Below are 17,925 nucleotides of genomic sequence, written 5' to 3'. Positions count from 1 at the left end.
CGGTACTGCGGGGGTGACAAGAATAAAGGCTGAGCCCTTCGGCGTCAGCAAAACGCTCGGGCTTAGATGTTACAATTTGCATTAATTAGTTACATTTATAGAATTAGCTGATCAATCCAACGGTCCCTCTCGAGTAGTCCCCCATGGCGATCAACTTCGACCTCAATGACCTGCAGGCCTTCCGTGCCGTGGTCGAGCAGGGCAGCTTTCGCAAGGCAGCCGATACGGTGCGCATTTCCCAGCCAGCCTTGAGCCGGCGCATCGAAAAGCTTGAAGACGCCCTCGGCGTGCGGCTGTTCGAGCGCACCACGCGCAAGGTCAGCCTGACCCAGGCCGGACGGGGGTTCATGCCCAGCGTCGAGCGCCTGCTGGACGATCTGGACGTGGCATTGCTGGGCATCAGCGAAGTCGCTTCGACCCGGCTCGGCCATGTCACGGTTGCTTGCGTGCCCTCGGCGGCTTACTACTTCATGCCACGGGTGATCGCGCATTATCACCGGCAGTTTCCGCGGATCAAGGTCAAGGTGCTGGACTCCAGCGCCCACGACGTATTGAGCGCGGTGGTCAATGGCGAAGCGGATTTCGGCCTGAGCTTCATGGGCACGCTGGAAGCCGAAGTGGATTTCGAGCCCCTGGTGCAAGAAGGGTATGTCGTAGCGTGCCGGCGCGATCATCCACTGGCGGGGCGAAGCAGCGTCACCTGGGACGAGTTCTATCAGCAGGATTACATCTCGCTGGATAAAACCTCGGGCAACCGTTTTCTGCTGGATCAGGCGTTGACCGGCGTGGTGCCGCAGCGGCCGAGTATCTGCGAAACCCGTCACGTGACCACTATGATCGGTCTGGTGGAGGCCGGGTTGGGCGTGGCGGCGGTGCCGCTGATGGCGATGCCGGCAGCGGACCATCCGATCCTGACGCGGGTACCGTTGACCGATCCGCAGGTGATGCGCAGCGTCGGTCTGATCAAGCGCCGGGGTCGAACCCTGACCCCGGCGGCATTGGAGCTGGAACGGCTGGTGGTGGAAATGAAAGTCCTGCAGCCGTCGGTCAGCGACTGACCGAGTCCAGCCCGGTCGCTTTCACGTCCGGTTGAGCCTGGGCCGAGGCCATGTATTGCAGCAAGGCCTTGGCTTCGGCCGGGTGCCGGGCACCTACCGGGATGCCGGCGGCAAACCGGGTGACCGACTGCACCGACTCCGGAATCTTCGCCACGAAACTGACCCCCGGCACCGGCAACAATTCGCTGACCTGCTGGAAGCCCAGTTGATAGTCGCCAGTGGCAACCACCGAGCCCACGGGGACTTTCGGCACCATGGTCGACTTGGGCTTGAGCTGGTCCTCGATCCCCAGGCGCTTGAACAGTTGCTGCTCGATGTACACGCCGCTGGCGCTGTCGGAGTAGGCCACTGATTTAGCGTCAAGCAGGGTCTTTTTCAGGCCCTCGACGTTGCTGATATCCGGTTTCGGTGCACCTTCGCGCACCACCAGGCCAATGCGTGAGTCCGCCAGTTCGACACGGGAAGCCGGATCGACCTTGCCCTGCTTGATCAAGTCGTCCAGTGCGTAGCCGACCATGATCACCACGTCGGCTTGCTCACCCCGGGCCAGGCGATTGGGAATCGCTTCCGGGGCCTTGCCCATGGAGGGACCGAGCGCGGTGTCGAGTGTGTTGCCGGTGGCGGCGGCGAACTTCGGGCCGAGGATCTTGTAGGCTGCCGTGAAGCCGCCGGAGGTCATTACACGGATCTCTTCAGCCTGGGCAATGCTGCTCAAGCCCAGGCTGGCCACCAATGCGAGGGCGGCAAGATTGAAGATTTTTTTCATGGTCATGTTCTCGATGAAGGGCCGGTTCACGACGCCACCGGTTGCAGATGATTCGAGGCGCGGCGATAGAGCATTAGCGTGGCGCACAGTGCGCAAAGTGCTGCAAAGCTCATCCAGTAACCCGGTGCCGCCTTGTCGCCGGTGTACTGGATCAGCAAGGTCGACATCGCCGGGGTGAACCCGCCGAACACGGCCGTGGCCAGGCTATAGGCAAGGGAGAAACCGGCCACCCGGACTTCCACGGGCATGATCTCCGTCAGCGCAGGGATCATCGCGCCGTTGTACAGGCCGTAGATGAACGACAGCCACAACAGCACCATTAGCATGTGGAGGAAGCTGGGCGCGTTCACCAGATAGGTCAGCACCGGGTAAGTAGTGGCGATGGCCAGCAGGGCCATGGCGATCAACACCGGGCGTCGACCGATGCGGTCCGAGAGTGCGCCGCCGATCGGCAGCCAGATGAAATTCGAAACGCCCACCAGCAATGTCACCAGCAACGCATCGGACGTGCTCAGGTGCAGCACGGTTTTACCGAAGGTCGGCGCGTACACCGTGATCAGGTAGAACGCGGTGGTGGTCAGGGCGACCATCATCATGCCCGCGAACACCGTCAGCCAGTTTTTCCCCAGGGTGCGGAACACTTCACCCATGCTCGGGCGGTGTTTGCGGTTGGCGAACTCTTCGGTTTCCTCCAGGTTGCGGCGCAGCAGGAAGATGAACGGCACGATCATGCAGCCGACGAAGAACGGAATCCGCCAGCCCCAATCGACAATCACACTCGGTGCCATCCACTGGTTCAAGGCGTAACCCAGGGCAGCGGCGACAATGATCGCCACCTGCTGGCTGCCCGACTGCCAACTGGTGAAAAAGCCCTTGTGGCCGGGTGTGGCGATCTCGGCGAGATACACCGATACGCCGCCCAGTTCCGCACCGGCGGAAAAGCCCTGCAGCAGCCGCCCGATCAGCACCAGGGCCGGGGCGAACAAACCTATGGTTTCGTAACCGGGCACCAGCACAATCAGGATGGTGCCGCTGGCCATGATCGACAGGGTCACGATCAACCCTTTGCGTCGACCCACATCATCGATATAGGCGCCCAGCACCACGGCGCCCAACGGACGCATCAAAAAGCCTGCACCGAACACGGCGAAGGTCATCATCAGAGAGGCGAATTCGCTGCTGGCCGGAAAGAACACGGCAGCGATCTGCGTGGCATAGAAGCCGAAAAGGAAGAAGTCGAACTGTTCGAGGAAGTTGCCCGAGGTGACCCGGAAAATGGCACTGGCGCGAGAGCGTCCGCGCGGGATTGAGGCTGTCATCGATAAGTACTCCACCGCTTTTATGACATGCGCTGCCTGGACGCGGCGCACGGTTCTTATTGGGGCGGATAGTGGAGCAGAGGCATCGATATGTTAATTGCATTGTTGGCATGCATTGATGCGCGAAGTGAATCAATGCATCGGTGGACTCGCTCGTGCAGTTACCGGTACAGGCACCCGTCGACGAAACGCTATTCGCTATGTGCCCGCACCACGCTTTCGGTGCCCAGCCGATACTGATTGTTCCCACTGCGCTTGGCCTCATACATCGCCAGGTCGGCAATGTGCAGCAAGCGGTCAATGCTTGGCGCATGATCGGGGAACACGGCGACGCCGAGGCTGGTGCCGATGTGGCGCTGGTCGTTGCCGATGGTGACGGGCGGGGAAAGTTCGACGAAGATTTTCTGGCAGATGGTGCGCGCTTCGTCTTGCAGGCTTTTGCCTTTGGGCAGGTCCTGGAGGATGACCACGAATTCGTCGCCACCGATCCGGGCGACGGTGTCGGTGCCGCGCAGGATGCGCTTGAGCCGTGTGGCGGTCGTGACCAGCACGCGGTCGCCGGCGGCATGACCATAATGATCGTTGATGGCCTTGAAACCATTGAGGTCGACAAACACCAGCGCCACCCGCGTGGCACTGGTGCGCGCGAGCTCCAGGGCTTCGGACAGGCGCTCTTCGAGCACCAGGCGATTGGGCAGACCGGTCAAGGGGTCGTAATGGGCCAAGTGCTTGAGGTAGTTGGCCGAGGCCTTTTCTTCGGTGATGTCGCGCACCACGCCCATCATCTTGATCGTTTCGTCGTGGTCGTTCTTGACCACGTTGCCGGTTTCCCGCAGCCAGCGGATCGTTCCGTCGGGCCAGACCACGCGGTATTCCTCGTCATGGTTTTCGCCGGTTTCCAGGCAGCGCATTTCGCCGGCCCGAACCCTGGGCCGGTCGTCTGGATGAACGCAGGAGCAAAACAGCGCGTAGGAGGGCGTCACTTCGCCGATCTTGAAGCCGAACATGCCGAAAATCGCATCTGACCAATACAATCGGTCGGTGTCGACATCCCAGTCCCAGGTGCCGATGCGGGCAAAGTACTGGCTGCGTTTGAAGCGCTCGACATCGCCGTCCTGGTGGATGCTCTGGCCTTCGGAGAGGCGGGTGACGATGCTGCGATATTCGGCCAGTTGTTTTTGCAGCGAACGTTCGCGCCAGACCAGCGCGACGATCAGGGTAAGCGTCGTTGAACCAAGGATGACGCTGGTCCAGAGCAGGATCATTCGGGGATGGCCATCAGGGCGGTGAACCGTAGGGTAATTGTTGATTATTTTAGTTCAGCAAACAGCTTTAAACGTCGCGCGGGAGGTGGCAATGGTTGCCAATCAAGGGCAAATCTGGGAAAACGGCGCCCATCAGGCCCTTGAGGGCGAGAGAGCATACGAGTGAATTCAATGAAAGACGAGCTTCAGGTAATCGATCTTCAGGTGGGTGACGGAAAAGCCGCCGTAAAAGGCGCACTGATCACTACCCAGTACCGTGGCTGGCTGGAGGACGGCAGCGAATTCGACTCTTCCTACAGCCGGGGCAAACCCTTCCAGTGCGTGATCGGTACCGGGCGGGTCATCAAGGGTTGGGACCAGGGCATCATGGGCATGCAAGTCGGTGGCAAGCGCAAATTGCTGGTACCGGCGCACCTGGCCTATGGCGAACGCACCATGGGCAAGATCACGCCGAATTCGAACCTGATTTTCGAGATCGAGCTGCTGGAAGTGCTGACGCGGGATGATTGACTTGTAGTTGGCCAGCCAACTTGCCAGGTTCTGCTCTTTCGGCGAACATACGCGCCATATAGGGGTAGGGGGTATAGGTATGTCGCACATTCACGAACACAAGGATGACTTGATCAAGCGGGTCAGACGGATTGCCGGGCAGGTGGAAGCCGTGGAGCGAGCGCTTGAGTCCGACGCCGATTGTGCCAAGACCCTGCACCTGGTCGCCGCCATCCGGGGCGCGGTCAATGGTTTGCTGGAGCAGTTCATCGACGCTCATGCCCGCGAGCACGTGGCCCATCCGGACTTGAGCGATGAGGATCGCGCCCAGGGCGTGGAAGACTTGTTGCTGGCCATCCGCCGCTATGCCAAATAGAGGCCTGAATCCCATGAAACAGACACCCCAGGCTTCGCGTTTTGCCCATGACCATGTGTTTCTCGGTGCATCCCATGATGAAAACGCCCGACGCACCTTATGGGTGGTGGCGCTGACGTTCGTGATGATGATTGGTGAAATTGCCGCCGGTTACCTCACCGGTTCCATGGCGCTGCTGGCCGATGGTTTTCACATGGCCACCCATGCCGGGGCCTTGGGCATCGCGGCGGCGGCCTATGGATTCGCACGGCGCAATGCCAATAACGCGCGTTACAGCTTCGGCACCGGCAAGGTCGGGGATCTCGCCGGATTTGCCTCGGCCATGGTGCTGGGGGTGGTGGCGATCGGCATTGCCGGTGAATCCGTTTATCGTCTGTTTCAACCAACGACCGTGGCATTCACCGAAGCGACGGTGATTGCAGTGGTGGGGCTGGCGGTGAACATCGCCAGTGCCTTTTTGCTGGCGGGCGGCCACGGTCATCATGGCCACGATCACGGACACAGCCATGAGCACGGCCATCATCACCATCACGACAACAACCTGCGCTCGGCTTATGTCCATGTGCTGGCCGATGCCTTGACATCGGTGCTGGCGATTGCCGCATTGCTGGCCGGGCGCTATCTGGGGTGGGTGTGGCTGGACCCGGTGATGGGCATCGTGGGCGCCATCGTGATCGCGAAATGGGCCGTTGGATTGATGCGTGACAGCGCTGCGGTGTTGCTCGATGTCACGGATGAGCACGTTGCCGATGAAATCCGTGAACTGCTGGAGTCATCGGACGATGTGCGCATCAGCGATCTGCATGTCTGGCAGGTCGGCCCCCAGGCACGGGCCGCGATTGTCAGCGTTGTGGCCGCGGCCAATGTCAGTGCCGACACCATTCGCGAACGCCTGGCGCCGGTCCATGAACTGTCTCATCTGACCGTCGAATACCGCACGGCTTGAGCGGTTTTCGCTCAATCACTGAACAGCGCAATCCGTCCATTCGTGGATGGGCGGTATTGCCATTTCAGCTGCTCCAGTGCCGGCCCTATCGCCAGAAGCTGCTTGAGCGTGGCGCCGGCAATGCTCAACGCCAGGTGTTGCCCCGGACATTGATGGCGCCCCGCACCGAAGGTAAAGCTGCGCCGGTTCGGGCGCTCGAGCAGGAAGGTGTCGGGGTTGTCGTTGAGCTGCGGGTCGCGATTGGCCGAGGCCAGCAGCACCAGGATCACGTCGGTGGCGTTCAGCCTCACGCCATCAATTTCGCAGGGGGCGGTGACGAAGCGGCGGGTGTTCTGTACCGGCGGGTCGAAGCGCTGCACTTCGGCCAGCAGGTCTTCGACAGGGGGTGATTCGCTGCGCAGCGACGGGTGTTCAATCAATGTCAGCACGGCGTTGCCGATGAGCCCGGCAGTGGCCTCGAAGGTCTGGGAGAGCAGGCCTATCAGGTTGGCGATCAGGGTTTGCGGTGCGCCGGATGCGAAGCGCTGGCCGATACCTGCAAGCAATTGGCTGTGGTTGTGCGCATCGTCGAGCAATTCGATGAAGTAACCGCTCAATTGTTCGGCGGCAGCGTGGGCGGCGGTCAATTGTGCCGCGTTGCTCAAGGGCGACAGGCAGGCGACGAAATCCGCCGTCAGCTCGCTGATGGCGCGGCCCTGGGCCGGGGTGAACCCCAACAACGCCGCCACCACGCACACCGGTCCACGAAACATGGCATTGTACAGGCCAGCGGCATCCGCGGTGATCAATCGGGCGCCAACCAGGGCTTCGACTTCCCGCGCGTCGATCAACTCCAGCCCCGGCGCAATCGCCGACCGTGGGCAACGTTGGCGCTCACCTTCATTCATGCGCATCAATTGGCCGAACACCTGGCCGGCCATGCCGTCGGCAATTGCCCTGGGGACTGGTTCGTGCGCGGGGCGAACGTGGCAATCGGGATGCGCCAGCACGGCGGCCACCGCCCGGGCGCTGCTGGCCACCCACAGGTTCAGCCCCGGATGAAAGGCCAGCCCACCTTCGGCACGCAATTGTGCGTAGTAGGAATAAGGATCGGCATGGGTTGCAGCGATGATCGGGTCCATGGGGCACAGCCTTTTGTTGTTGGAAAGTGTTGCTACTATCTCCAGTCCGAAAGGGCATTGATTCGTCCGGGAGCGAAATATGAGCGCAGAACAACACGACATCGGCGTCTCGCAGGTGGCGGCAGCCATCGCTGAGCCGGCACGGACGAAAATCCTCTGCTCGCTGATGGACGGCCACGCCCGCACCAGCACCGAACTGGCGGCGGTGGCCGAAGTCAGCGCGTCGACCGCCAGTGCCCACTTGGCCAAACTCAAGGAACTGGCACTGGTGCGGCTGCACGTTCAGGGACGTCACCGCTATTACAGCCTGGCGGACAAACGCGTGGCCCAGGCCCTGGAGGCACTGATGGTGATCGGCCAGAACAGCGCGCCAAGTTTCCAGGCGCGCACCCCGGATCGCCTGCAATTTGCCCGCACCTGCTACGACCACATGGCGGGAACCCTGGCCGTGCTGTTGCATGACCGGATGCTTGAAGCGGGCTGGCTTGAGGAAACCGACGAACAGGCCTATCGCTTGAGCGACAGCGGTACGGCAATGTTTCAAGGACTCGGGATCGAAGTGCAGGACTTGAGCACCTTGCGCCGTCGTTTTGCCTGCCCGTGCCTGGACTGGAGCATGCGCCGGCCGCATCTGGGCGGGTCGCTGGGGGCGGCGTTGCTGCAAACGGCGCTCAGGCGCAAGTGGGTGACCCAGGATCTGGACAGTCGGGCATTGGCGTTGACGGCGTTGGGGCGCAGGGAGATGGCGGGGCGGTTCGGGGTTGAGTTGCGGTTGGATATTGAGGAGAAGAGCAAAAGATCGCAGCCTGCGGCAGCTCCTACAGGGGCTGCGAAATATCCATTGTAGGAGCTGCCGCAGGCTGCGATCTTTTTACGCTCATGAAAAAGCCCCCCATCGGTCACCCGATGGGGGGCTTTTGTGCGTCTGGCGTCAGGTCAAACCTTGACGATCCAGCCCGCTGGCGCTTCGATGTCGCCGGTTTGCACGCCGGTCAGCTCTTTGTAGAGCTTCTGGGTGACCGGGCCGACTTCGGTTTCGCTGTGGAACACGTGCAGGTGGTCGTTGTAGTCGATCCCGCCAATCGGCGTGATCACCGCAGCGGTACCGCAAGCACCGGCTTCCTTGAAGTCGGAGAGCTTGTCGATGAACACGTCGCCTTCGATCACTTCCAGGCCCAGACGGGTCTTGGCCAGCTCGATCAGCGACAGACGGGTGATGCCCGGCAGTACCGATGGCGAGTTCGGGGTCACGAACTTGTTGTCGTGGGTGATCCCGAAGAAGTTGGCCGAACCGACTTCCTCGATCTTGGTGTGGGTCATCGGATCCAGGTAGATGGCGTCGGCGAAGTGGGCTTTCTTGGCCTTGGAGCCCGGCATCAGGCTGGCGGCGTAGTTGCCCCCGACCTTGGCGGCTCCGGTGCCTTGTGGCGCGGCGCGGTCGTAGCTGGAAATCTGGAAGTTGTGCGGGGTCAGGCCGCCCTTGAAGTAGGCGCCGACCGGAATGCAGAAGATCGAGAAGATGAACTCGGGGGCGGTACGCACGCCGATGTTGTCACCCACGCCGATCACGAACGGGCGCAGGTACAGCGCGCCGCCGGTGCCGTACGGTGGAATGAAACGCTCGTTGGCACGCACCACTGCCTTGCAGGCTTCGATGAACTGCTCGGTTTCCACCTGCGGCATCAGCAGGCGGGCGCAGCTGCGCTGCATGCGCAGGGCGTTCTGGTCCGGGCGGAACAGGTTGATCGAGCCGTCCTTGCAACGATAGGCCTTCATGCCCTCGAAGCATTGCTGGCCATAGTGAAGGGCTGTGGAGCCTTCGCTGATGTGCAGCACGTTATCTTCGGTCAGGGTGCCTTTGTCCCACTCGCCATTGCGAAAGTACGACAGATAGCGCTTGTCGGTCTTGATGTAGTCAAAACCCAGCTTGTCCCAATTGATGCTTTCGTTACCCATGACACCCTCTATCACTGAACAACCGTCGAAACGGTTCAAGGCTTCTGACGTTTTTTGGATGGGGACAACAATACTTCATTCTTGGGCTAAATCGCAGCCCAGACGATAGGGGGAGAAGCAGATTTATTAGCCTGCTTATTAAACTTCCCGGTTCTTCGTCGAAAAGATCGCAGCCTGCGGCAGCTCCTACGGGATCGGCGGCCACCTGTAGGAGCTGCCGAAGGCTGCGATCTTTTGATCTTTACAGGTGCAACGCATGCCCCAGAGCGCGCAACGCCGCTTCCTGCACCGCCTCACCCAGGGTCGGGTGCGCATGGATGGTGCCGCCGATGTCTTCCAGCCGCGCGCCCATCTCCTGGCTTTGCGCGAACGCCGTGGACAACTCCGACACGCCGACGCCCACCGCCTGCCAGCCGACAATCACATGATTGTCCCGACGGGCGACCACCCGCACGAAGCCGCTTTTCGACTCCAGGGTCATCGCCCGGCCATTGGCGGCGAACGGGAAGCTCGACACGATGCAATCCAGGCCGGCGGCATTGGCCTCGTCCGGGGTCTTGCCGACCACCACCAGTTCCGGGTCGGTGAAGCACACGGCGGCGATGGCGGTCGGGTTGAACTCACGGGATTTACCGCTGATCAGCTCGGCGACCATCTCGCCCTGGGCCATGGCCCGGTGCGCGAGCATCGGTTCGCCGCTCAGGTCACCGATGGCATACACGTTGCGCATGCTGGTCTGGCAGCGGTGGTCGATCTTGATCGACGAACCGTTCATGTCCAGGTTCAGCGCTTCGAGGTTCCAGCCCTGGGTGTTCGGCTTGCGACCGACGGCCACCAGCACCTGATCGGTTTCCAGGTTCAGGGTCGCGCCGTTCGGGGCCAAAATCTGCAAGGTATTTTCTTTTGAATCAAAGCCTTGCACGCTATGCTTCAAGTAAAGCTTCACACCGAGTTTTCTCAGTTCGTCGTGCACCGGCTGGGTCAGTTCGGCATCGTAGGCCGGCAGGATGCGTTCCTGCGCTTCCACCACGCTGACCTCGGCGCCGAGCTTGCGATAGGCAATGCCCAGCTCCAGGCCGATGTAGCCACCGCCGACCACAATCAAGCGCTTGGGCACGGAGGTCGGCACCAGGGCTTCGGTGGACGAGATGATCGGTCCGCCAATCGGCAACATCGGCAGGTTCACGCTTTTCGAACCGGTGGCCAGCACCAGGTGCTCGCACTGGATGCGCGTGTCGCCGACATCCACGGTTTTACCGTCAACCACTTTGGCCCAGCCTTGGATGACCTGGACCTTGTTCTTTTTCAGCAGCGCGGCAACGCCGGTGGTCAGGCGATCGACGATGCCGTCTTTCCATTCGACGCTCTTGGTGATGTCCAGCGTCGGCGCGGAAACGCTGATGCCCAGGGGCGAAAGCTGATGGTGGTGCCGGGTCTGGTGAAACTGCTCGGCGACGTGAATCAGTGCCTTGGACGGAATGCAGCCGATGTTCAGGCAGGTGCCGCCCAGGGATTGGCCTTCTACCAGGATGGTCGGGATGCCCAACTGGCCGGCACGGATCGCTGTCACATAACCGCCAGGACCGCCGCCGATGATCAGCAGCGTGGTGTTCAAAGTTTGCATGGTGCTCTCCAACAAAAATCAGTCCACAAACAAGGTAGCGGGTTGTTCGAGCAAGCCACGGATGGCCTGGATGAATAGCGCCGCGTCCATGCCGTCGACCACGCGGTGATCGAAGGAGCTGGAGAGGTTCATCATCTTGCGGATCACGATCTGGCCTTTGATCACCATTGGTCGTTCGACGATCTTGTTCACGCCGACGATCGCCACTTCCGGCAGGTTCAGCACCGGCGTGCTGACGATGCCGCCCAAGGCGCCAAGGCTGGTCAGGGTGATGGTCGAGCCGGACAGTTCATCGCGGCTGGCCTTGCCGTTGCGCGCAGCGTTGGCCAGGCGAGCGATTTCCGCCGCGCTGTCCCACAGGCTGCGAGCTTCGGCATGACGTACCACCGGTACCATCAGGCCGACATCGCTCTGGGTAGCGACGCCCACATGCACCGCGCCGAGGCGGGTGATGACCTGGGCTTCGTCGTCGTAGCGAGCGTTCATTTGCGGGAAGTCGCGCAGGGCGACGACCATGGCGCGGACCAGGAACGGCAGCAAAGTCAGCTTGCCACGGGTCGCACCGTGTTTTTCATTGAGGTGCGTGCGCAGCTCTTCCACGGCGGTGACGTCGATTTCTTCGACATAACTGAAGTGGGCGGCACGCTGGGTGGCGTCCTGCATGCGCTGGGCGATCTTGCGGCGCATGCCGATCACCGGGATCTGCTGTTCATCGGTACGTTGGGCGTAAGCAGCCGCCACCGGTGCCGAAGCGTTCGACTGACCCTGGGTCAGGTAGGCCTCGAGGTCTTCATGCAGTACGCGGCCGGCGGGGCCGGTGCCACGCACCAGGCGCAATTGAATGCCGAGGTCCAGCGCATGCTTGCGCACGGCCGGGGAGGCCAGCGGACGCTCATCGGCTGCGCGAGCCACCATCGGGCCCTGGCAGACGGCAGCTTTCGGCGATGGGGCAGCGACCGGTTTGCTTTCAACTACGGTTTCAACTTTGGCTGCGGCCACCGGGGCTTCTTTAACAGGTGCCGGTTGCGCCGACTCCTTAACGTTGCCCGCGCCTTCGACTTCAATGCTGATCAGCACACTGCCGACCGCCATGACTTCGCCCGGCTGTCCGCCGAGGGCGATGACCTTGCCATGCACTGGCGACGGGATATCGACCATCGCCTTGTCGGTCATCACATCGGCCAGTACCTGATCTTCGACGACCATGTCGCCGACCTTGACGTGCCATACCGACAATTCAACTTCTGCAATGCCTTCACCAATGTCCGGCATTTTAATGACGTGCGTGCCCATTCAAACCTCCATGACCCGTTTCAACGCCGCGCCCACTCGGGACGGACCTGGGAAATACGCCCACTCTTGCGCGTGCGGGTAAGGGGTGTCCCAACCGGTGACGCGTTCGATCGGCGCTTCCAGGTGATGGAAGCAATGTTCCTGCACCAGCGACACCAGTTCGGCGCCGAAGCCGCAGGTGCGTGTGGCTTCGTGCACCACCACGCAACGGCCGGTCTTTTTCACCGACTTGACGATGGTTTCCAGGTCCAGCGGCCACAGGCTGCGCAGGTCGATGACTTCGGCGTCGACGCCGCTTTCTTCAGCAGCGACTTGCGACACGTACACGGTGGTGCCGTAGGTCAGCACGGTGACGTCCTTGCCCGGACGGGTGATCGCAGCGACGTCCAGCGGCACGGTGTAGTAGCCATCCGGCACTTGCGCGGCGGGGTGCTTCGACCACGGGGTTACCGGGCGGTCGTGATGGCCGTCGAACGGGCCGTTGTACAGGCGTTTTGGCTCGAGGAAGATCACCGGGTCATCGTTTTCGATGGAGGCAATCAAAAGGCCCTTGGCGTCGTACGGGTTGGACGGCATCACCGTGCGCAAACCGCAGACCTGGGTGAACATCGCCTCGATGCTCTGGCTGTGGGTCTGGCCGCCGTAGATGCCGCCGCCGCAAGGCATGCGCAGGGTCATCGGCGCGGTGAACTCGCCGGCCGAGCGATAACGCAGGCGGGCGGCTTCGGAAATGATCTGGTCGGAGGCCGGGTAGACGTAGTCGGCGAACTGGATCTCGGCCACCGGACGCAGGCCGTAGGCGCCCATGCCCACGGCGACACCGACGATGCCGCTTTCGGAGATCGGCGCGTCGAACACGCGGGAGGTGCCGTACTTGTTCTGCAGGCCTTCGGTGCAGCGGAACACTCCGCCGAAGTAGCCCACGTCCTGGCCGAAGACCACGACGTTGTCATCACGCTCAAGCATCACATCCATGGCCGAGCGCAGGGCCTGGATCATGGTCATGGTGGTCGTGGTCATGGCGGTTTCCAGCTCGATATTGTTGTTGTGATCGTTCATGTCAGATCCCCAACTCTTGGCGCTGGCGCTTCAAGTGCTCCGGCATCTCTTTGTAGACGTCTTCGAACATGGTCGCGGCGCTTGGAATCTGGCCGCCGGCGAGGGTGCCGTACTGTTCGGCTTCTTTCTGTGCGGCGATCACTTCGGCTTCCAGCTCGGCGCTGACCGCAGCGTGCTCCTCTTCGGACCAGTGACCGGTCTTGATCAGGTGCTGCTTGAGGCGTGCGATCGGATCACCCAGGGGGAAGTGGCTCCAGTCATCGGCGGGACGGTATTTCGACGGATCATCGGAGGTCGAGTGCGGGCCGGCGCGGTAGGTGACCCATTCGATCATGGTCGGGCCGAGGCCACGGCGCGCACGTTCGGCGGCCCAGGCCGAGGCGGCGTAGACCGCATAGAAATCGTTGCCGTCGACCCGCAGGGAGGCAATGCCGCAACCGACGCCGCGCCCGGCGAAGGTGGTCGCTTCACCACCGGCAATCGCCTGGAAGGTGGAGATCGCCCACTGGTTGTTGACCACGTTGAGGATCACCGGCGCGCGGTACACGTGGGCGAAGGTCAGGGCGGTGTGGAAGTCCGACTCGGCGGTGGCGCCGTCGCCGATCCAGGCCGAGGCGATTTTGGTGTCGCCCTTGATCGCCGAAGCCATGCCCCAGCCCACGCCCTGGATGAACTGGGTGGCGAGGTTGCCGGAGATGGTGAAGAAACCGGACTCCTTGACCGAGTACATGATTGGCAACTGACGTCCCTTGAGCGGATCGCGCTCGTTGGACAGCAACTGGCAGATCAGGCCGACCAGCGGCACGTCGCGGGCCATCAGGATGCTTTGCTGGCGGTAGGTCGGGAAACACATGTCGTCGATGTTCAGGGCCAGGGCCTGGGCGCTGCCGATGGCTTCTTCGCCAAGGCTCTGCATGTAGAACGACATCTTTTTCTGACGCTGGGCGACCACCATGCGGTTGTCGTAGATGCGGGTCTTGAGCATGGCACGCATGCCCTTGCGCAGGATCTCGCTAGAGACGCCTTCGGCCCAGGGACCGAGGGCATTGCCCTGGTCGTCGAGCACGCGAATCAGGCCACGGGCCAGGTCAGCCGTGTCAGCCGGTTCAACGTCGATTTGGGGTTTGCGCACCGTGCCGGCATCGGTCAGATGCAGGTAGGAGAAGTCGGTTTTACAGCCGGGACGGCCCGAGGGTTCGGGGACGTGCAGGCGCAGCGGTTCATACGCTTGGGTCATGGCTTCTACGCTCGATCTTGTGAATTTCTTGTAGTGAGCTGACAGATTTCGTTCGGTAGAAGAAATCTTGTCCTACAACAATCATAGGCCCGCCGAAGAAGAATATTTCTCTCTGTTTCGTTGCGCTGAAGATCATTTGCAGATAAAAAACCTGCATAAACATAAAAAGCAGGTGTTTTTATCTCATGCGCAAACTGGACCGTACCGATATCGGCATTCTCAACAGCCTTCAGGAGAACGCGCGCATCACCAACGCCGACCTGGCGCGTTCGGTGAACCTGTCGCCGACGCCGTGTTTCAACCGGGTCAAGGCCATGGAAGAACTGGGGGTGATTCGCGAGCAAGTGACGCTGCTGGACGCCGACCTGCTGGGGCTGCATGTGAACGTGTTCATTCACGTCAGCCTGGAGAAACAGGTGGAGGAGGCGTTGCAGCATTTCGAAGAGGCGATTTCCGATCGTCCCGAGGTGATGGAGTGCTACCTGATGGCAGGCGACCCGGACTATCTGATCCGGGTGCTGGTGCCGACCATTCAGTCGCTGGAGCGTTTCATGATGGACTTTCTGACCAAGGTGCCGGGGGTAGCGAACATCCGTTCGAGCTTTGCGCTCAAGCAAGTGCGGTACAAGACCGCGTTGCCGTTACCGGCCAATGGGTTGACGCTGGATAAATAAGGATTGGCGGTGTCACTGCTTTTACTGACGCAATAAGTCACAGCTGTACAACGCCGTTCTACAGTTTGAGCTTGTATTTGTGTGGTGCGGTTTTCTTTATGTTTTGCTCTCCACTATTGATTAACTAGAGTGAAACATAATGAAGTCTGTATTAGATAAAATTGCTTTGGCCTACTCGCTGGACGTCAATCCAGATGATCTGGATGATTACGGAAATATAAAAGAATATGTTCCTCCTGTTTTTGAGCCCTTTGTCGAGGACATGGGTGGAACTGATTTGATGGATATCCAGGCCGCTCTGGACGGAGGGCCGGGTCCATCTGCCCTGGAGAGCGATATTGGAATTACCGCCGGTTGGTGCCCGAACGGGAGCTGGAGTGGCGGGATATGCAAACCCTTCAATAATATTCGTACCCACTGGATGCGCGCGCACGGTGTTGTCAACAATTTGCCGATTCATATGGCGATTCTACCCGGCACTCACAATTCGGGTTTCGACAAACAAGCAGCATCTACCCCAAGTTCGGAAGTATGTCAGGACGTCGCGCCGTACCATCAATTGACCGCCGGTATTCGAGTACTGGATCTCAGAGTTCAACATTATTGGGGATACCCGGTTGGTGATCCACGGCGTTATTCGATTTTTCATTCGACAAACAACGGGCGAACGGTCCAGGGCGATATTCTCGATGCTGTGCGCATGTTTCGTCAAAGCTCTGATGGGGACACTCAACGCGAGATCGTGATTCTGAATTTTCATCAGTTCAGGAATTTTACGGCCGATGCCCATCGTGAACTAGCTGGAATAATAAAGTCCTATTTGGGCGAATCGATCATATCGCCTGTGTATCGAGATCTAACGGTGTCGCAAATATGGACGTTGCCAAACTATAAAAATGTCGTCATTTCATACAACTCCGATCCTAGGGATGCGCTTTTTTGGAAAGGCGTCAATCAACGCTGGATAGGCTCCAACACCCCCTCCGACAAAGAACTCAAAGCCTTTATTGACAGGGTGGGCAACGAGGTCAAGCCGGCAGGTGAGCTGAGGGCGATTCAGGCCCATCGAATGGCACCGGTTATTTATATACCCAGCGATATTTCGGGCTCGTTGATGTCATGGTTTGCTGCCGGCTCCGCCAGCCATCCGATCATGAAGTACTACATCATCAATTGCGATTGGTCGTTACGGCATCGCCTGGTGGACAACATCATCTTTTCCAACCAGTTCCGCAGCCGAGCGTTGGGCATTCCTGATGTTGTACAGGCCAGCCCGACGAGCATTGGCGTTCAAGGCATGCCAAGCGCCCGGCATATGATCTTGCAGATCGATGACGCGCACTGGACTGAAACAGTGGCGCTGCCGCCGATTCTTGATGAAGAGCCACACCGGTTGCTGGTTTGCTCGGATGCGGACGCCGAATGTGAGCTGGATCTGCGTGGCAGTGATGTTCCGCTGCCTGGCGTCCGTCTATCGAAGGGGGAGGTGGTTGCCCTGGTGTGTCTTGATGGCTCGCGCCAATGGGCGTTGCAGGTGCGCGAATGCTCGCCGAATGAGCACGGACATGTGATTGCGGCGCCTTGCGACGGCGAGAAATTTATTCGCTATACATTGTCGATCGGCAATTACGCGCCGTTGGTGTACTTGCCGGCGGAAGCTCCCGCCAACAGTGTGGTGCTGATCGTGTGCGATGCACTCTATACCACCCGAATCGGCCACTCCCAGGGCACGGATGAACTTGAACATGTCATCTCTGCCGGTCAGGTTCTCGCGTTTACCTACAGCACGGCGTCCCGGCAGTGGCACAAGCAGGAGGTGCTGCCCGGCAGTCACAACTGATTGATCGGAATCTTCAAGTAAGTCACACCATTGTCTTCCGCGGGCGGCAAGTTCCCCGCCCGCACATTCACCTGGATCGCCGGCAGCAACAGTGTCGGCATCCCCAACCCCGCATCGCGCCGGGTGCGCATTTGCACAAAGGCCTTTTCGTTGATGCCGTCTCGCACGTGGATATTGCTTTTGCGCTGTTCACCCACGGTAGTCATGCATTGGGACACGCGACCCTCGGGCGGATAGTCGTGGCACACGTAGAGGCGCACGCTGGCGGGGAAGGCCAGCAGTTTCCGGATCGAGGCAAACATCTGGTTGGCATTGCCACCGGGGAAGTCACATCGGGCAGAGCCGACGTCGGGCATGAACATCGTATCGCCCACCAGAATCACATCACCGTCGATCAGGTAAGCCATGTCCGCCGGGGTATGGCCAGGCACGTGCAGGGCGGTCGCCTTGAGGTTGCCGATCATGAACGATTCGTCGGGGGCGAACAGGTGGTCGAACTGGGAACCGTCGACGTGAAAGGAAGGCTCCAGATTGAACAGCGCCTTGAACACGTCCTGGACCTTGCTGATCGATTCGCCAATGGCGATTTTGCCGCCAAGCTCCCTGCGCAGATACGGCGCGGCGGACAGGTGATCGGCATGGGCGTGGGTTTCCAGCAGCCATTGCACTTGCAAGTGGCGGGCGCGAACGAAGGCGATGATCCTGTCGGCCTGGGTGGTCGCGGTACGCCCGGAGGCCCCGTCGTAGTCGAGCACCGGGTCGACAATCGCACACTGCCCGCCATCAGCCTCGTAGACCACGTAGCTGTAGGTCGAGGAGGCGGGGTCGAGGAAAGCTTCAATCAGCGCGGGCATGGACACGAACCTGTGCAGGGGTAGAAAAGTCGGACGACGGAAAGTCAG

The 17,925-nt window shown here is 60.5% G+C and carries 17 protein-coding genes; 7 read left to right on the top strand and 10 right to left on the bottom strand.

Annotation, left to right across the window (positions count from 1 at the left end; genetic code table 11):
- Window positions 1–143: 143 nt before the first annotated feature.
- Window positions 144–1,058: a LysR family transcriptional regulator gene (locus ACMDB8_RS15195; RefSeq protein WP_056727844.1), complete on the top strand. Its 915-nt coding sequence runs from the start codon at window positions 144–146 to the stop codon at window positions 1,056–1,058.
- Here the strand turns inward: ACMDB8_RS15195 and ACMDB8_RS15190 are convergent.
- The 3 genes from ACMDB8_RS15190 to ACMDB8_RS15180 all read right to left on the bottom strand — a co-directional run bounded on the left by ACMDB8_RS15190 (window position 1,048) and on the right by ACMDB8_RS15180 (window position 4,408).
- Entirely contained in the window at window positions 1,048–1,824 is a 777-nt protein-coding gene (locus ACMDB8_RS15190) for a substrate-binding domain-containing protein (protein ID WP_056727843.1), read from the bottom strand. The two genes, ACMDB8_RS15195 and ACMDB8_RS15190, sit on opposite strands and share 11 nt — an antisense overlap.
- A 26-nt stretch (window positions 1,825–1,850) precedes the next feature.
- Entirely contained in the window at window positions 1,851–3,143 is a 1,293-nt protein-coding gene (locus ACMDB8_RS15185) for an MFS transporter (protein ID WP_056727841.1), read from the bottom strand.
- Window positions 3,144–3,334: 191 nt separating this feature from the next.
- Entirely contained in the window at window positions 3,335–4,408 is a 1,074-nt protein-coding gene (locus tag ACMDB8_RS15180; RefSeq protein ID WP_409078759.1) for a diguanylate cyclase domain-containing protein, read from the bottom strand.
- 171 nt (window positions 4,409–4,579) lie between these two features.
- Here ACMDB8_RS15180 and ACMDB8_RS15175 point away from each other — a divergent pair, with 171 nt between their 5' ends.
- The 3 genes from ACMDB8_RS15175 (at window position 4,580) to dmeF (ending at window position 6,219) form a co-directional block, all read left to right on the top strand.
- Window positions 4,580–4,918 (top strand): FKBP-type peptidyl-prolyl cis-trans isomerase, encoded by a 339-nt coding sequence (locus tag ACMDB8_RS15175; protein ID WP_409078760.1) that lies wholly within the window; start codon window positions 4,580–4,582, stop codon window positions 4,916–4,918.
- Window positions 4,919–4,997: 79 nt separating this feature from the next.
- Window positions 4,998–5,273, top strand: a complete 276-nt coding sequence (locus ACMDB8_RS15170; RefSeq protein WP_008052742.1) for a metal/formaldehyde-sensitive transcriptional repressor — start codon at window positions 4,998–5,000, stop codon at window positions 5,271–5,273.
- A gap of 13 nt (window positions 5,274–5,286) precedes the next feature.
- Window positions 5,287–6,219: a CDF family Co(II)/Ni(II) efflux transporter DmeF gene (gene dmeF, locus ACMDB8_RS15165; protein ID WP_056727836.1), complete on the top strand. Its 933-nt coding sequence runs from the start codon at window positions 5,287–5,289 to the stop codon at window positions 6,217–6,219.
- 11 nt (window positions 6,220–6,230) lie between these two features.
- Here the strand turns inward: dmeF and ACMDB8_RS15160 are convergent, their stop codons facing one another.
- Window positions 6,231–7,340: a cytochrome P450 gene (locus ACMDB8_RS15160; RefSeq protein ID WP_409078761.1), complete on the bottom strand. Its 1,110-nt coding sequence runs from the start codon at window positions 7,338–7,340 to the stop codon at window positions 6,231–6,233.
- Window positions 7,341–7,419: 79 nt separating this feature from the next.
- Here ACMDB8_RS15160 and ACMDB8_RS15155 point away from each other — a divergent pair, with 79 nt between their 5' ends.
- Window positions 7,420–8,187, top strand: coding sequence for an ArsR/SmtB family transcription factor (locus ACMDB8_RS15155; protein ID WP_223542607.1), 768 nt, complete (start codon window positions 7,420–7,422; stop codon window positions 8,185–8,187).
- A gap of 89 nt (window positions 8,188–8,276) precedes the next feature.
- Here ACMDB8_RS15155 and ACMDB8_RS15150 read toward each other — a convergent pair whose 3' ends face one another.
- From ACMDB8_RS15150 to ACMDB8_RS15130, 5 genes are all read right to left on the bottom strand, one after another.
- Window positions 8,277–9,296, bottom strand: coding sequence for a branched-chain amino acid aminotransferase (locus tag ACMDB8_RS15150; protein WP_008052737.1), 1,020 nt, complete (start codon window positions 9,294–9,296; stop codon window positions 8,277–8,279).
- Between the two features lie 241 nt (window positions 9,297–9,537).
- On the bottom strand, window positions 9,538–10,920 hold the full coding sequence (gene lpdA / locus ACMDB8_RS15145; RefSeq protein ID WP_056727832.1) for a dihydrolipoyl dehydrogenase: 1,383 nt from the start codon (window positions 10,918–10,920) through the stop codon (window positions 9,538–9,540).
- Between the two features lie 18 nt (window positions 10,921–10,938).
- Window positions 10,939–12,213 (bottom strand): dihydrolipoamide acetyltransferase family protein, encoded by a 1,275-nt coding sequence (locus ACMDB8_RS15140; RefSeq protein ID WP_056727830.1) that lies wholly within the window; start codon window positions 12,211–12,213, stop codon window positions 10,939–10,941.
- On the bottom strand, window positions 12,214–13,272 hold the full coding sequence (locus tag ACMDB8_RS15135) for an alpha-ketoacid dehydrogenase subunit beta (RefSeq protein WP_015095444.1): 1,059 nt from the start codon (window positions 13,270–13,272) through the stop codon (window positions 12,214–12,216).
- A gap of 1 nt (window position 13,273) precedes the next feature.
- On the bottom strand, window positions 13,274–14,509 hold the full coding sequence (locus ACMDB8_RS15130; protein WP_056727828.1) for a 3-methyl-2-oxobutanoate dehydrogenase (2-methylpropanoyl-transferring) subunit alpha: 1,236 nt from the start codon (window positions 14,507–14,509) through the stop codon (window positions 13,274–13,276).
- A 185-nt stretch (window positions 14,510–14,694) separates the two neighbouring features.
- Between ACMDB8_RS15130 and bkdR the strand changes: the two genes are divergently transcribed.
- On the top strand, window positions 14,695–15,183 hold the full coding sequence (bkdR, locus tag ACMDB8_RS15125; protein ID WP_046037311.1) for a Bkd operon transcriptional regulator BkdR: 489 nt from the start codon (window positions 14,695–14,697) through the stop codon (window positions 15,181–15,183).
- Window positions 15,184–15,322: 139 nt separating this feature from the next.
- Entirely contained in the window at window positions 15,323–17,023 is a 1,701-nt protein-coding gene (locus ACMDB8_RS15120; RefSeq protein WP_409078762.1) for a hypothetical protein, read from the top strand.
- On the opposite strand, the gene ACMDB8_RS15115 is transcribed toward ACMDB8_RS15120, so the two are convergent.
- Complete coding sequence (locus ACMDB8_RS15115; protein ID WP_409078763.1) at window positions 17,014–17,877, bottom strand: MBL fold metallo-hydrolase; 864 nt, start codon at window positions 17,875–17,877, stop codon at window positions 17,014–17,016. The genes ACMDB8_RS15120 and ACMDB8_RS15115 overlap by 10 nt on opposite strands.
- Window positions 17,878–17,925 lie beyond the last annotated feature (48 nt).

Source organism: Pseudomonas monachiensis (assembly GCF_047345015.1).
Classification (GTDB): Bacteria; Pseudomonadota; Gammaproteobacteria; order Pseudomonadales; family Pseudomonadaceae; genus Aquipseudomonas; species Aquipseudomonas monachiensis.
The sequence above is the reverse complement of the archived record's forward strand: the minus strand, read 5'-3'. Positions and strand labels throughout refer to the sequence as shown.